Source organism: Stenotrophomonas sp. PFBMAA-4, assembly GCF_030053215.1.
Lineage (GTDB): Bacteria > Pseudomonadota > Gammaproteobacteria > Xanthomonadales > Xanthomonadaceae > Stenotrophomonas.
The window spans coordinates 233723-247914 of record NZ_JASGBW010000001.1 but is presented as its reverse complement, the minus strand read 5'-3'; the positions used below and the strand labels follow the sequence as shown (position 1 = coordinate 247914).

Here is a 14192-nt window from a genome sequence, read left to right as displayed (position 1 = left end):
GTCAGGGATCCTTGCGCAGCCGCTGTTGCAGCAGCTGGGCGAAATTCGGCAGGTTCTTCAGGTCCGGCACGCGCACCGGGGTCGGTGGCGGCAGCGGCTCGGAAAGGGTGTGCAGGGCGTTGATGCTGCCGGCGGTGACGCCCAGCAGCAGCTGCTGGCCATTGACCTCCACCACCACCACGCGTTCCTTGGCGCCCACGGTCAGTGTGGCCACCAGCTTCATGCCTTCCGGCGGGCGGAAGCCGCTGCCCGGCATGCGCTTGAGGAGCCAGCCGAGGCCGACCACCAGCGCCAGCACGGCCAGCAGCGCCAGCACTGCGCCGAACAGGCTCGGTGCGCCGGCGGCATGCTGGCCGATCTGCGGGGTGGTCTTCGCAGCGGCCTGGGCAGTGGCGAGCAGCAGGCTCAACGCAGTCTCCGGATCCGCTCGCTCGGGCTGACCACGTCGGTCAGGCGCACGCCGAAGCGGTCGTTGATCACCACCACTTCGCCATGGGCGATCAGGGTGCCGTTGACGAATACATCCAGCGATTCACCGGCACCGCGTTCCAGTTCCACCACCGAGCCCTGGTTGAGCTGCAGCAGGTTGCGGATCGGCAGGCGGGCGCGGCCGACTTCCAGCGACAGGGTCACCGGCACGTCGAGGATCACGTCAAGGTTCAGGTCCGGACCGATCGACTCGTCGGCCTGCAGGCTGCTGAACTGGGCCGGGGTCGGTTCGAGGGCGTCGATATCGTTCATTGCGGGTCTTCCTGGATGACGGGTACGCGCGGGCGGGTGCCCGGCGGATGGGTAGCGGTGATCTTCACGGCGTTCATGCCGTTGGCGATGCCGAATTCGCCGGTGAACACGGGGATGTTCTCCACGCACAGCGGCACCTGCGGGTTCAGCTCGATCGGCAGGATGTCGCCCACCTTCAGCCGGGTCAGGTCGCGCAGGGTCATGCGCTTGCTGGCCAGCACGCTGGACAGGGTCACTTCGGCGATGTTGAGCTGCTCGCGCAGCATCACGCCCCAGCTGGCATCGCGGTCGTTGCGGTCGCTCTGGATGCCGGCGTCGAGCAGTTCGCGGATCGGCTCGAGCATCGAGTACGGCAGGGTGACGTGGATGTCACCGCCACCGCCATCGAGTTCGACGTGCAGGCGGCACACCACCACGTACTCGCGCGGCGTCACGATGTTGGCGAAGTGCGGGTTGATTTCCGAATTGATGTATTCGAAATCCACCTCCATCACCGGCGCCCACGCCTCGCGCAGGTCGGCGAAGGTCTGCTTCAGCAGCAGCTGGATCACCCGCATTTCGGTGGCGGTGAATTCGCGGCCTTCGATGCGGGTGGGGTAGCGCCCGTCACCGCCGAAGAAGTTGTCGACGATGGCGAACACCAGGGTCGGCTCGAACACGATCAGGCCGGTGCCACGCAGCGGCTTGAAGCGGATCAGGTTCAGGTTGGTCGGCACATACAGCGAGTGCATGTAGTCGTTGAACTTGATCAGCTCGATGCCGCGCACCGAGAGTTCGGCCGAGCGGCGGATCAGGTTGAACAGGCCGATCCGCCACAGGCGCGCGAAACGCTCGTGGACCATTTCCAGGGTCGGCATGCGACCGCGGATGATGCGGTCCTGGCTGGCGAAATCGTACGAACGGGCTTCGCCACTGGGCGCCTCCGGCTCGGTTTCGACCGCGCCACTGTCCACGCCATGGAGCAGGGCATCGATCTCATCCTGGGACAGCAGGTCATTCATCGGGGGCAGCCCTTACTGGGTCACGAAGCTGGTGAACAGCAGATCGTCGGCACCGTTGTTGCCGGTCTCGGCCTTGAGCACCTTCTGCACTTCGGCCAGCGCATTGGCCTGCAGCTTCTGCTTGCCGGCGATATCGGCGATCTGGTCGGAGGTGACCTGCGAGAACAGCATCAGCAGGCGTGCGCGGATGGCCGGGGCGTGCGTCTTGATCGCTTCCAGCGCGGCCGGATCGCGGGTCATCAGCTGCACTTCCACCTGCAGGTAGCGCGGGCCGTCCATCGAGCCGTTGAGGTTGACCACGAAGGCCGGATCCAGCGCGAAGTACTGGGCCGGGGCCGGGGTCGCGCCCTTCTTCGGGGCTTCGGCGGTCTTGTCTTCGTGCTTGGACTGGGTGAAGAACCAGACGCTGCCGCCGGCGGCACCTGCGGCCAGCACGGCCACCAGAGCGGTGATCAACAGCGGACTACGCGGCTTGGCGGTCTTGTCCTTGTCGGCGGTCTTCTTGGTTTTGTCAGCGGCTGCGGCCACGAGGTGAAGCTCCTGAGGGTTGCTTCACCGGGATATGCAAGGGGCGTGCCGCAACGCGACGGGCAGGGGGCGACGGAATTCCGTCGGCACGCCGGGCCAGGCCCGGCGCTGCCGTCAGGCGTAGGCGTCCAGCAGGCCGCGCTGGCGGATCAGCTGTGCAGCCGACATCGTGGCCTCGCCCCGCGACGGTTCTCCGTCGCCACCGCCCAGGCCCGTGCCGCCGCCCGGCGACGACGACGGACTGCCGTCGCCACTGTTCTGGTGGCCGACGTCGGCATGGGCGAGCTGGAAGCCCTGTTCGCCCAGCAGTTCGCGCAGGCGTGGCAGGCTGCTTTCCAGGGCCTGGCGCACGTCCACGTGCGGGCTGCTGAAACTGGCATGCACCTTGTCGCCGTTCATCTGCAGGCGGACGTCCACCGGGCCCAGGTCCTCCGGGTTCAGGCGGATATGGGCGTGGCCGATTTTCTGGTCCGCCAGCCAGCCGAGCCGCGCGCCGATGGCCTGGTCGAAGCCGTCGTCACCCAGGGTCGGGGTCGGCGTCGGTTCTCCGTTGAAGGCCGCAGTGCTGGCCAGCGCCGCCTTCAGATCCTGCAGGGCGGCAGGCAGCGGGGCCTGCAGTGGGGCGGGCGGCGTGCGATCGCCGATCAGCAGGCTGTCGGCGTCGTCAGCAGCGTCCAGCGCCTGCTGGCCCAGGATCATGTCCGGCAGTTGCCGGGTGGTGATCTCGCCGTCGCTGTCCGCCGTTGCAGCGGTCACTGCTGGGGATGCAGGCGCGCCGGCCGCCAACGGTGCAGCCGCCGGCAGCGTCGGGGCGGCTGCGGGCAGGCCTGCATCAACGCCATTGGCGCTGGCCGCGGGCGTGGGGGCAGCCCCGTCGGTGGGCACCGGAACTGCCAGCACCAGACCGGCCAGGCCGAGCGGCGGCCACGGCGCATCGTCGCCCTCGCTCGCTGTGTCCTTGTCGTCCGCAGCGGGTGACGTGGGGGGCGAGGAGGCCGACGCCGCTTCAGTCTGCGTGGCGTCACTGTCGGTGGCGGTGCTGGACGGCTTGTCTGCGCTGCCGTCCGGGTTGGCAGGCGCGCCATGGGACGGCGCGCCCGCTTTGCCTGGCTGGGTCTTGTTGGCCGGCGGTGCCTTCGCGGTGGTACCGGGCGAGCCCTGCAGCATCTGCCCGAATTCCTTGCCGCTGCCAGTGCTGCGCGCGCTGCTGGAGGCGGTGCTGGCGGTGCTGCCGGTGCCGGTGCTGCTGGAAAGCGCGGAGGGCATCACGTGCGGCCTCCCTGGTCGCCGCCGTCCGGTTCCGCCGTCTGCGCCAGGCGCGCACGACGGGCACCGATGTCATCCATCTCGCGCTGGTCGCGGCGGTCGGTCACCACCTTTTCCTGGGCACGGTAGCTGGCGGCCAGCTGTTCCAGCACGGCCTTGTCACGGCTGGCCAGGATCAGGCGTGCGCGTTCGGCTTCCACCTTTTCGCGGTTGCCGTTCACTGTGGCCTGCTGCTGCTCCACGGCGCTGTCGAGGCGGTCGAGGAACGCGCGCCGGTTCAGCAGCTGCGCGGGACTGGTCGCGGCCATCTGCGCGTTCGCGTACTCCTCCGCATAACGGCGAAGCTCGTCCAGGCGCGACAGGTGGGTGTCGAGCACGCGCTGGCGCTCGGCCAGGTCGCGGGCCACGGCGTCTTCGTGTTCCTGGGCCCGCTTCAGCAGGGGATCGATGCGCTTGGACTGTTTCATGGTTCGGCTCTCTTAATCCACCAGGCGCTGCAGCGCCGCCTGGCTGTGCGGAAGATCGGCGGCCTTGGCCACGTCCTGGCCGAGGAACTCCATGATTTCCGGCCAGCGTTCCAGGGCTTCGTCGGTGGCGGCGTCGTTGCCGCGCTGGTAGGCACCGATCGCGATCAGGTCGCGGTTGGACGAGTAGGCCGAGACCAGGCGCTTCAGCTTGCGGATGCGCAGGCGCCACGGTTCGTCGGCGATTTCCGTGACCACGCGGCTGACCGACGATTCGACGTCGATGGCCGGGTACAGGCCGCTGTCGGCCACCCGCCGCGACAGCAGGATGTGGCCGTCGAGGATCGCGCGCGCCGCGTCGGCGATCGGATCCTGCGGGTCATCGCCTTCGGTCAGCACGGTATAGAAGGCGGTGATCGAGCCACGGCCCTTGGCACCATTGCCGGCGCGTTCCACCAGCGCCGGCAGCTTGGCGAACACCGAGGGCGGGTAGCCGCGGGTGGTCGGCGGCTCGCCCACCGACAGGCCGATCTCGCGCTGGGCCTGGGCGAAACGGGTCAGCGAATCCATCAGCAGCAGCACGTTCAGGCCCTGGTCGCGGAACCACTCGGCGATGGCCGTGGCGCGGTAGGCACCGTGCAGGCGTGCCAGCGGCGGCCGGTCGGCCGGGCTGGCCACCACCACGGCGCGGCGCAGGCCTTCCTCGCCCAGGGTGGTTTCGACGAAATCGCGGACTTCGCGGCCACGTTCACCAATCAGGCCGACCACGATGACGTCGGCGGCGGTGTAGCGGGTCATCATGCCCAGCAGCGTCGACTTGCCGACGCCGGAACCTGCGAACAGGCCCACGCGCTGCCCGCGACCGATCGGCAGCAGGGCATTGATGGCGCGCACGCCCACGTCCAGCGGCTGGGTGATCGGTTCGCGCGCGAGCGGGTTGATCGAAACGCCGGCCATGCCGACGTGGCCTTCTGCGCGGATCGGGCCCTTGCCGTCCAGCGGCACGCCGTCGCTGTCGATCACGCGGCCCAGCAGGCCTTCGCCCACTTCCACGCCGCCACGGCGCGCCGAGGGCACGACGCGTGCATTAGGCAGCAGGCCGTGCAGTTCGGCGCTGGGCATCAGGTAGGTGCGCTCGCCGGCAAAACCGACCACTTCGGCATCGACCCAGCCACCGTCGACCACTTCCACCTTGCAGCTGGCACCCAGCGGTGCCTCGCAGCCCACGGCTTCCAGGGTCAGGCCCACCGCGCGGCGCAGCACGCCCTCGCGGATCAGGCCGCGGCCATGCGCGGTATCCACGCGCAGGCCATCCAGGCGGCGGGCAAGGCGCAGGTTGCGGGCCACGGCCCAGTCGGCCGGCGGCGGGGGCAGGTTCGTTTCGGGGGTCATGGGGTGGCTCCGGTCTGGCGGATCACCGCGTCCAGCGCGCCGCGCAGGCGCGCTTCCAGCGTGCCGTCGATGCGCACTGCTTCGGCGTGCACGCGCAGGTCGCCACGGCTCAGGCTGGTATCGGGCACCAGGCGCTGGGTGGGCGTCAGGGTCATCAGCGGCGCAAGCGCGGCGATGTCATCCGGGTGCAGGCGCACTTCCACTTCACGCGTGCTGCCGCCCACGGCGTCCACCGCTTCGCCCACCAGCTGCACCAGCAGCGCCGGGTCCGCTTCGTAGGCGCGGCCGACCAGCGCACCGGCGATGCGCACCGCCAGTTCGCCCAGGGCGCCGACCACTTCGTTCTCCAGCCGCACCAGGGGCCGGCTGAAGTTGTCGAGGATGCCTTCCATCTGCGCGACCAGGCGGCGCACTTCGGCCTGGCCCTGGCCATAGCCCTCGGCGTGGCCGTGCTGGAAACCTTCCTTCTCGGCACTGTCCTGGATCGCCTGGATTTCCTCCAGGGTCGGCAGCTGCAGGACCGGTTCCGGCTCGTGCTCGGGGTCCGGCTCGGTGAGCTCGAAGATGTCCTCCTGCTCCAGCTGCGCTTGCGGCTGGGCCAGCAGGTCGGGGGCAAGCCAGCGCACGACGTTGCTCACAGCATGGCCTCCGCGCTGCCACCGATGGTGACGGTGCCCTCATCGGCCATGCGCTTGACGATGGCCAGGATCTCGCGCTGCGCGCCTTCCACGTCGGACAGGCGCACCGGGCCACGGGCTTCCATGTCTTCCAGCAGGATTTCGGCCGCACGCTGGGACATGTTGCGGGTGATCTTGTCGCGCACCTTGATGTCGGCGCCGCGCAGGGCCAGGCCCAGGCGCTCGCCGCTGACTTCGCGCAGCACCAGCTGCATCTCGCGGTCGTCCAGGTCCACCAGGTCGTCGAACACGAACATCAGGTCCTGGATGCGGCCACTGAGCGGCGCATCGATGCGCGCGATCTCGCCCAGGATCGCCTGGTCCTGGCCGCTTTCCATGAAGTTGAGGATGTTGGCCGCGCACTGCACGCCGCCGATGTTGGACGACTTCAGGTTCTGGTTGCCGGCGAACTGGCGCTCCATGATCTCGTTGAGTTCGTTCAGCGCGTTCGGCGGAATGCCGTCCAGAGTGGCGATGCGCAGCAGCACGTCGACGCGGGTGCGGTCGGGCAGCAGCTTCAGCGCATCGGCGGCCTGGTCGGTTTCCAGGTGGGCCATCACGATGGCGATGATCTGCGGGTGCTCGTTGCGCACCAGGTCGGCCACCGCACGCGGGTCCATCCACTTCAGCGCGTCCAGGCCGGTGGTGTTGCGGCCCAGCAGGATGCGGTCGATCAGGCCGCTGGCCTTCTCGCTGCCCAGCGCCTGGATCAGCATGTTGCGGATGTAGTCGTCCGAGCCCACGCCCAGGGAGGTCTTCGAGCCCAGTTCCTGGTTGAACTGGTCCATCACCCGGCCCACCTGGTCGCGGGTGATGTCGGTCATGGTCGCCATGGCGATGCCGATCTTCTGCACTTCCTTGGGTTCCATGTGGCGCAGCACTTCGGCCGCGTCCAGTTCACCCAGCGACAGCAGCAGCACGGCAGCGCGCTGCACGCCCGTCAGTTGTACGTCAGTCATTGGCCACCCAGCCCTTGACCACCTGGGCCACGCGCTTGGAGTCGGTCTTCACGGCTTCACGGGCCATCCGCAGTCGTTCCTCATATGAATCCACCGGCAGCGCCAGTGGGTCCGCCCCGGCCAGGCTGACGCGGTCAGCGCCCAGCGCGGGCAACGGAGTGCCATCGTCATCCACCAGCTGTACGTCCGCGGTGTGCGGCTCCAGCTCGGTGTTTTCGTCCTTCTTGTTCTGCCCGGTGATGCCGCGCAGGGCAGGGCGCAGCACGCCGAACAGCAGGGCCAGCACCACCACCGCGCCCAGCAGCATGCGGCCGGCATCGAACACCCACGGCAGTTCCCACCAGGCCGGGCCTTCGACCGGGGTGGTGTCGCGCACGAACGGCGCGTTCATCACCGACACGGTGTCGCCACGTTCGGCGTTGAAGCCCACCGCCTGCTTCACCAGCGCTTCGACGCGGGTCAGCTCGGCAGCGGCCAGCGGCTGCGGGGTGACCTTGCCGTTGGCACCGGCGCGCGGCACGTTGTCCACCAGCACCGCCACCGAGACGCGCTTGATGCGGCCGGCCGGCTGGCGGGTGTGCTGCAGGGTGCGGTCCAGCTCGTAGTTGCGGGTGGCGTTCTTGCTGCTTTCGGTCGGCGCCTGCGCGGTGGGCGGTGCGGCCTGCTGGCCCGGCGGGCTGTTGCTGGTCGCGCCCGGCACGCCCTGCGGGCCCGGGGTGCTGGTGGTGTTCTCGCTCATCTGCTCGCTGCGCAGCTTCTGCGGTTCACCGTTGTAGAGTTCGCGGGCTTCCTCGGTCACCGAGAAATCCATGTCCACGCTCACTTCCGGATTGACGCGGCCGGGGCCGGTCATCGGCTCCAGCAGCTCGCGGATGCGCTGATTGAAGGAGGTTTCCTGGCGGCGCACCTGCTCGAACTGAGCGGCGTTCACGGCCGCTTCGCTGTTGGGGTCGCTGACGCTGAGCATGCGCCCGCTCTGGTCGACGATGGTCACCCGTTCCGGGGCCAGGTCGGGAATGCTGGCGGCCACCATGTGCACGATGGCGTCGACCTGGCTGCGCTCCAGCTGCTGGCCGCCGCGCAGTTCCAGGGTGACCGAGGCACTGGCCACGTCACGCTGGCGGGTGAAGGCGCTGGGCTTGGGAATGGCCAGGTGCACGCGCGAATCGCGCACCGGGCGCAGCGTGTTGATGGTGCGCGACAGCTCGGTTTCCAGCGCGTGCTGGTAGCGCGCGCTTTCGACGAACTGGCTGACGCCGAAGCCGGGATCACGTTCCATCAGCTCGAAGCCGAGCTTGCCGCTGTCGGTCAGGCCGGAGCCGGCCAGCTTCAGGCGGGCATCGTGCAGGTTCTTTTCCGGCACGGTGATGCCACCGGTGGCCGGGTCCAGCTCGAACGGAATCTGTGCCGCGCGCAGCAGGTCGGTCGCTTCTGCGGTGGCCTTCTGGTCCAGGCCGGTGTACAGCGGGACCATGCCGGGCTTCTGCGACCAGAAGAACACGAACAGGCCTGCCGCCACCGCCACCGCGATCATCGCCATCAGGCCCAGGCGGCGGGTGATCTGCAGACTCTGCAGGCGGTCGAACCACTGCCCGGCCTTTTCGGCGTTCAGGGTTTCCTTGGAGAGCGTCAGTGCCATGCGTCAATGTTCCTTACAGCGGCATGTTCATCACGTCCTGGTAAGCCTGGACGAGACGGTTGCGGACTTCCACGGTGGCGCGGAAGGCGATCTGGGACTGCTGCGAGGCGACCATCACCTTGGCCAGGTCGGCGCCGGGTTCACCCAGTTCGAAGGCCTTGGCCAGGGCGCCGGACTTCTGCTGGGCGTCGTTGACGCCGGCGATGGCGCCGCGCAGGGTCTCGGTGAAACTGGCGGGCTGGACCTGCGGTGCATCCAGCACCGTGCCCGGCAGGGCATTGCTACGCGGCGCTTCGGCCAGCGGATTGAGCGCCGCCGGCTGTCCCATCTGGGTCTGATAGGAGCGGATCTGGGAGAGGATCGAAGTGACGGAGTGGGACATCTGCAACGGTTCCAGAAACAGGGATGGGGGTGTTCGCTGGAGCAGTTGCAAGCGGCGTGCCGAAACCGGTTTTCGATTCAGTGAGGTGAGGGTGGGGGTGTTGGCAGGGCTGCGCTGTTGTTGGTGGGTGCCGACCGTTGGTCGGCAACAGCATGAGCAACGGCAAGAGCTGGCATTCCGTGGGATGGCGGGGCGGGTCCGGTTGAGGGGGACGCTGCAAGTACGTCCATGTAAGCTCGGTCGCCGCATCCATGCGGCTCACACCCCCTCAACCGGACCCACCCCGCCTTCGACAGATTTCCGCGATCTGTTGGAACCTGCTGCTGATGGTGGTGCTTCTGATGAGGGTGGGTGCCGACCGTTGGTCGGGCTTCTGCTGTTGGTGGGTGCCGACCGTTGGTCGGCCTGCTGCTGTTGGTGGGTGCCGACCGTTGGTCGGCCTGCTGCTGTTGGTGGGTGCCGACCGTTGGTGGGCCTGCTGCTGTTGGTGGGTGCCGACCGTTGGTCGGCCTGCTGCTGATGGTGGGTGCCGACCGTTGGTCGGCACGAAGCCTGACCCCGGCGGATGCGTCATTTCACCGGCGTCGGTTTTTTGGCCTGGGGCTGCAGGGCTGGGAGGCCGGAAATCTGGCGCTGGCGCGGTCAGCTCGTGTTCTCCCATCCACGCGCGGCGTGGATCTACTCATGCAGCGGCGCCAGAAAAAAGAACGCCCGGGCAAGCCCGGGCGTTCGTGTTCTTTTCATGCGGATCAGGCTGCTCAGCCGGCCAGTTCAGCCTGCTCGCGCTCGATGCCGTACTTGCGCAGCTTTTCCACCAGGGTGGTGCGGCGCAGGCCGAGCAGCTGGGCGGCGTGGGCGACCACGCCCTGGGTGCGTTCCAGGGCTTCGTTGATCAGGCCCAGTTCAATCGTGGCCATGTGGTTGCGCAGGTCCAGGCCGTCGTCCGGCAGGGCTGCAGGGGCAGTGCCGCGGTTCACGGCGATGCCGTGTTCCAGCGCCGGCTGGCCGCCGCTGCCGGGGGTGTGGAAGGAGAAGCTGCGCAGGTCCAGGCGTTCCTCGCTGGCGGCCACCGGCGCCGGCGCGGGGGGCGCCACCGGTGCCAGCGCGGCATCGCCACGGTAGCGGGCCGGCAGGTCCTGCACGCGCACCGAGCCACCCGGATGCAGCACGGCCAGGCGCTCGACCAGGTTGGTCAGTTCGCGCACGTTGCCGGGCCACTCGTAGCTGGCCAGGGCCTGCAGCGCTTCGGGGGTGAAGCGTACTTCGCCGCGGCCGGTGCGGCCGAGCTGCATGGCGATGGTTTCCACCAGCGCCGGCAGGTCTTCGCGACGCTCGCGCAGCGCCGGCACTTCGATCGGGAAGACGTTGAGGCGGTAGAACAGATCTTCGCGGAACTTGCCTTCGGCGATGCGGGTTTCCAGGTCACGGTGGGTCGCGGCGACCACGCGCACGTTGCAGCGGATGGTCTGGTTGCCACCGACGCGCTCGAAGCTGCGCTCCTGCAGCACGCGCAGCAGCTTCACCTGCATCGGCAGGCTCATGTCGCCGATCTCGTCCAGCAGCAGAGTGCCACCTTCGGCCATTTCAAAACGGCCCTTGCGGGCGGTCAGCGCGCCGGTGAAGGCGCCCTTTTCGTGGCCGAACAGCTCGCTTTCCAGCAGGTCGGCGGGAATGGCGCCGCAGTTGATCGCCACGAACGGGCCATCCCGGCGCGGCGAGCGCTGGTGGATCGAACGCGAGACGACTTCCTTGCCGGTGCCCGATTCGCCCAGCACCAGCACGGTGGTGTCGAAGGCGGCCACCTGCTCGATCATGGTGCGCAGCCCGGTCACGGCCGGGCCGTTGCCGGTCGGGCCCTGGTCCTGCACAGCACCGGCCTGGTGCTCGGCATCCAGGCGCTTGAGGCTGGCGCGGCGCAGCAGGGCTTCCATCTGCGCATGGCGCAGCGGGGCTTCCAGCGGCCAGATGTTGGCTTCGTGCAGGCCGTGCTGCTGGGCAAACGCCGCAGCTTCACCGTCGGCCAACAGCACCGGCGGCGGCAGGCTGCTGCCGCCCAGCCAGGCGTACAGCGCGGTACTGGCAGCGCTGTCGTCCAGGCTGCCGACGATCACCGCCATCCAGTCGTTCTGGCGCTGGCGGCCCAGGTCGAAGTCGGCCGCGTCGGAGACCCAGCGCGGGTTGAAATCCATGAATTCCAGCAGGGCAACGGTGCGCTCGGCACGCACGGCGTCGTTGTCCAGCACAAGGATGCGCGATTCACTCACGATCGATCCTCCCTGAGGCCTTCCAGGATCGGCATGACTTCCTGGATGTACGACAACTTGCTGACGAAATTGTCGGCGCCGGCGCGCAGCGCGTGCTCGCGGTGCTCGACGTCGTCGAAGTGGCTGGCGATCACGATGTACGGGGCATCATCCTGCGACTTGATGAGGCGGGTGGCCTGCAGGCCGCCCATTTCCGGCATTGCCAGGTCCATCAGCACCACCTGCGGGCGCAGCGACTCGGAACGCTCGATCGCTTCCAGGCCGTTGCCGGCGCTGCCGACGATCTGCAGCCAGTCGATCTTGCGGAAGTGGCGCATCGCCGCGTTGATGAATCCCTCATGGTCATCGACCAGCAGAACTGTGAGCTTGTTCATGTCCAACATCCTTTTCAGCCCACGCGGGCCAGCTGTGGTTGCCTGGCGCTGAGCCGGCGCCGTTCGCGGGCCGGGGCGATATCCAGTTGTTCGCGGTATTTTGCGACGGTTCGGCGGGCAATGTTCACCCCCTGGCGCGACAGCAGGCCGGCAATGGCCTCGTCAGCCAGCGGGCGACCGGCCGGTTCGGCGTCGATCAGGCGGCGCACCATGGCCTTGACGGCCTGGCCGGAGACGCTGGCGCCTTCCAGGCGCACGGCGAAGAAGTGCTTCAGTTCGAAGGTGCCGCGGGGGGTCTGCAGGAACTTGCCGGTGGTGATGCGGGACACCGTGGATTCGTGCATGCCGATCGCTTCGGCCACTTCCTTCAGGGTCAGCGGTGCCATGGCTTCCTCGCCACGCACCAGGAACGCGGCCTGGCGCTCGACGATCACCCGCGCGGTGCGCAGCAGGGTGTCGTACCGCATCGACAGGCCGCGGCTGAACCAGCGTGCTTCCTGCAGCATCTCGCGCAGGGCCGGGGCGGCGTCGCTGGTTTCGGCCAGCGCCTGTTCGTACTGGCTGTTGATCGACACGCGGCGGCTGGTGGCCGGGTTCAGGGCCACCTTCCACTGCTCATCGGCGTGCCAGGCGACCACGTCGGGCACCACCACCGCATTGCGCTCGGGCAGCAGGCTGTCGCCCGGGCGCGGCTGCAGTGACAGGATCAGGCGCACGGCCTCGCGCACGTCGTCCACTTCGGCGTCGTGCTGGCGGGCCAGGGCAGGGTAGTCGTGCGCGGCCAGGGCTTCCAGCGCGCCTTCCAGGATGCGTGCTGCCAGGTGCCGGGCCGGCACCACGCCGTGCAGGCTGTACAGCTGCGCCAGCAGGCCTTCGCGCAGGTCCTGCGCGGCCATGCCGGCCGGTTCGCCGTGCAGCAGCTGCTGGCGGATGGCTTCCACGCCGGCGCCATCGATATCGAACTGCGCACTGGCCAGCAGCTGCAGCTGGTCCAGCGGGGCCTGCAGGTAGCCGGCTTCGTCGCAGTGCTCCAGCCAGAAGGCCGCCACGGCCAGCTCGCGCTCGTCCAGATCCAGGGCCAGGCGCTGCAGCACGCGCAGCTGCGGGTCGCTGGACTCGCCCGCGGCGATGCGCGCCATGCGGTCGTCGTCGCCGTCCTGCCAGCTGCTGCCGGCCACGTCCCACATGGACGACTCGGGCAGCTCGTCGAAGGCTGCGGTTTCCAGGGTGGTGGTGCTGGCGTCGGTGGCGTCGGCCGCCGGTGCTTCAGCGTCCTCGATTTCCAGCAGCGGGTTGGAATCCAGCAGGCGCTGGATTTCCTGTTCCAGGTGCAGGCCGTCCAGTTGCAGCAGTCGGATCGACTGCAGCAGTTGCGGCGTGAGGTGAAGCGTCTGGCCCAGCTGGGTCGAAAGTGCAGCCTTCATTTCAGTTCCCCGGCGCCGCTCCCCGACGCCTTGTGGAACACATCTTGCTTTTGATCCCGGGCAGGCGGAATCGGGGGGTTCCTGAGTGCGCTGGTGGTATTCCCGACAGCTTGTAGGGGGATTCCCTACAGCGTCGCGGGAAGTTGACGAAGTCCTGCGCCAAGTTGTTGATTTGTGGTGGCCGGGCTGCGTGTCCGGGGAGCCTGTGTGTACGGAAATCCGTCAGGGCGTGTCGGGGTGACGGAATCCTGTCGTCGCTGCACGGGCCGGGACGGGGGGTAGAGTCGACTGTCAGTCGACTCCCGCGCGAAGTGCAGTCGACCAACGGTCGGCTCTACCGACGAGGCAGAGCGCAGTCGACCAACGGTCGACTCTACCGACGAGGCAGAGCGCAGTCGACCAACGGTCGACTCTACTCGAGCTCGTGCTGGTGCCGTGCTGCCAGCAGCAGCAGGTCGTTGGCGCGGCGGCAGCCGAGCGACTCCATCATGCGGGCGCGGTGGGTCTCCACCGTTTTCACGCTGATACCGAGGTCGGCGGCGATTTCCTTGTTGCTCTCACCTTTGCCGATGCGGCGCAGGATCTCGCGCTGGCGCGGCGACAGGGCGGCGATGCCCGTGGGCTTCTCACGGCCCAGCATCGGTGCCAGCATCTTGGCCGAGATCTGCGGGCTGAGGAACACCTGGCCGGCGTGCGCGGCGCGCAGCGCCAGTTCAAGCTCCTGCGGGGCGGCATCCTTCACCACGAAACCCACGGCGCCACGGTCCAGTGCATCGCGCACATGGGCGGCGTCGTCGTGCATGGTCATCATCACGATGCGCGTACCGGGCGAGCGCAGGCGGATGTCGCTCAGCGCTTCCAGGCCGGTACGGCCGGGCAGGGACAGATCCATCAGGACCACGTCGGGGGCGTGCTGCAGGGCCATCTGCAGGGCCTGCTCGGCATTGCTCGCCTCGGCCACCAGCTGCACATCGGCAAACCCCTGCAGCAGTCGCGCCAGGCCGGCCCGAACCAGGGTGTGATCGTCGACGATGAGAACTCGCACAGGCACGTTGCTGGTCCGTGAGGGGAGACCACCTTA

At 68.4% G+C, this 14192-nt stretch carries 15 protein-coding genes; all 15 read right to left on the bottom strand.

Annotated elements, in window-relative coordinates; all coding sequences use genetic code 11:
• Position 1: 1 nt before the first annotated feature.
• Complete coding sequence (fliO, locus tag QMZ26_RS01155) at positions 2-409, bottom strand: flagellar biosynthetic protein FliO (RefSeq protein WP_079221814.1); 408 nt, start codon at positions 407-409, stop codon at positions 2-4.
• A complete protein-coding gene (fliN, locus tag QMZ26_RS01150) occupies positions 406-741 on the bottom strand; it encodes a flagellar motor switch protein FliN (RefSeq protein WP_079221815.1) in 336 nt (111 codons plus the stop codon). Before fliN ends, fliO begins: the two co-directional genes overlap by 4 nt.
• The gene (fliM, locus tag QMZ26_RS01145; protein ID WP_079221816.1) at positions 738-1742 is read right to left on the bottom strand and encodes a flagellar motor switch protein FliM; all 1005 of its coding nucleotides are present in this window, start codon (positions 1740-1742) and stop codon (positions 738-740) included. The genes fliN and fliM overlap by 4 nt, the downstream gene beginning before the upstream one ends.
• A 12-nt stretch (positions 1743-1754) precedes the next feature.
• Positions 1755-2270, bottom strand: a complete 516-nt coding sequence (locus tag QMZ26_RS01140; RefSeq protein ID WP_108746645.1) for a flagellar basal body-associated FliL family protein — start codon at positions 2268-2270, stop codon at positions 1755-1757.
• Positions 2271-2384: 114 nt separating this feature from the next.
• On the bottom strand, positions 2385-3536 hold the full coding sequence (locus QMZ26_RS01135) for a flagellar hook-length control protein FliK (RefSeq protein WP_283220294.1): 1152 nt from the start codon (positions 3534-3536) through the stop codon (positions 2385-2387).
• On the bottom strand, positions 3536-4003 hold the full coding sequence (gene fliJ / locus QMZ26_RS01130; RefSeq protein ID WP_108746647.1) for a flagellar export protein FliJ: 468 nt from the start codon (positions 4001-4003) through the stop codon (positions 3536-3538). Before fliJ ends, QMZ26_RS01135 begins: the two co-directional genes overlap by 1 nt.
• A gap of 12 nt (positions 4004-4015) precedes the next feature.
• Positions 4016-5392 (bottom strand): FliI/YscN family ATPase, encoded by a 1377-nt coding sequence (locus QMZ26_RS01125; protein ID WP_079221820.1) that lies wholly within the window; start codon positions 5390-5392, stop codon positions 4016-4018.
• On the bottom strand, positions 5389-5997 hold the full coding sequence (locus QMZ26_RS01120; protein WP_200733480.1) for a FliH/SctL family protein: 609 nt from the start codon (positions 5995-5997) through the stop codon (positions 5389-5391). The genes QMZ26_RS01125 and QMZ26_RS01120 overlap by 4 nt, the downstream gene beginning before the upstream one ends.
• Positions 5998-6026: 29 nt before the next feature.
• Entirely contained in the window at positions 6027-7013 is a 987-nt protein-coding gene (gene fliG, locus QMZ26_RS01115) for a flagellar motor switch protein FliG (RefSeq protein ID WP_079225218.1), read from the bottom strand.
• A gap of 7 nt (positions 7014-7020) precedes the next feature.
• On the bottom strand, positions 7021-8667 hold the full coding sequence (gene fliF / locus QMZ26_RS01110; RefSeq protein ID WP_079221822.1) for a flagellar basal-body MS-ring/collar protein FliF: 1647 nt from the start codon (positions 8665-8667) through the stop codon (positions 7021-7023).
• A gap of 13 nt (positions 8668-8680) precedes the next feature.
• Complete coding sequence (gene fliE, locus QMZ26_RS01105) at positions 8681-9049, bottom strand: flagellar hook-basal body complex protein FliE (protein WP_108746650.1); 369 nt, start codon at positions 9047-9049, stop codon at positions 8681-8683.
• Positions 9050-9807: 758 nt separating this feature from the next.
• A complete protein-coding gene (locus QMZ26_RS01100; RefSeq protein ID WP_200733804.1) occupies positions 9808-11313 on the bottom strand; it encodes a sigma-54 dependent transcriptional regulator in 1506 nt (501 codons plus the stop codon).
• On the bottom strand, positions 11310-11687 hold the full coding sequence (locus QMZ26_RS01095; RefSeq protein ID WP_049460600.1) for a response regulator transcription factor: 378 nt from the start codon (positions 11685-11687) through the stop codon (positions 11310-11312). Before QMZ26_RS01095 ends, QMZ26_RS01100 begins: the two co-directional genes overlap by 4 nt.
• A gap of 14 nt (positions 11688-11701) precedes the next feature.
• Positions 11702-13111, bottom strand: a complete 1410-nt coding sequence (rpoN, locus tag QMZ26_RS01090; protein ID WP_079221827.1) for an RNA polymerase factor sigma-54 — start codon at positions 13109-13111, stop codon at positions 11702-11704.
• Positions 13112-13523: 412 nt separating this feature from the next.
• The gene (locus QMZ26_RS01085) at positions 13524-14156 is read right to left on the bottom strand and encodes a response regulator transcription factor (protein ID WP_079221828.1); all 633 of its coding nucleotides are present in this window, start codon (positions 14154-14156) and stop codon (positions 13524-13526) included.
• Between the last annotated feature and the right edge of the window lie 36 nt (positions 14157-14192).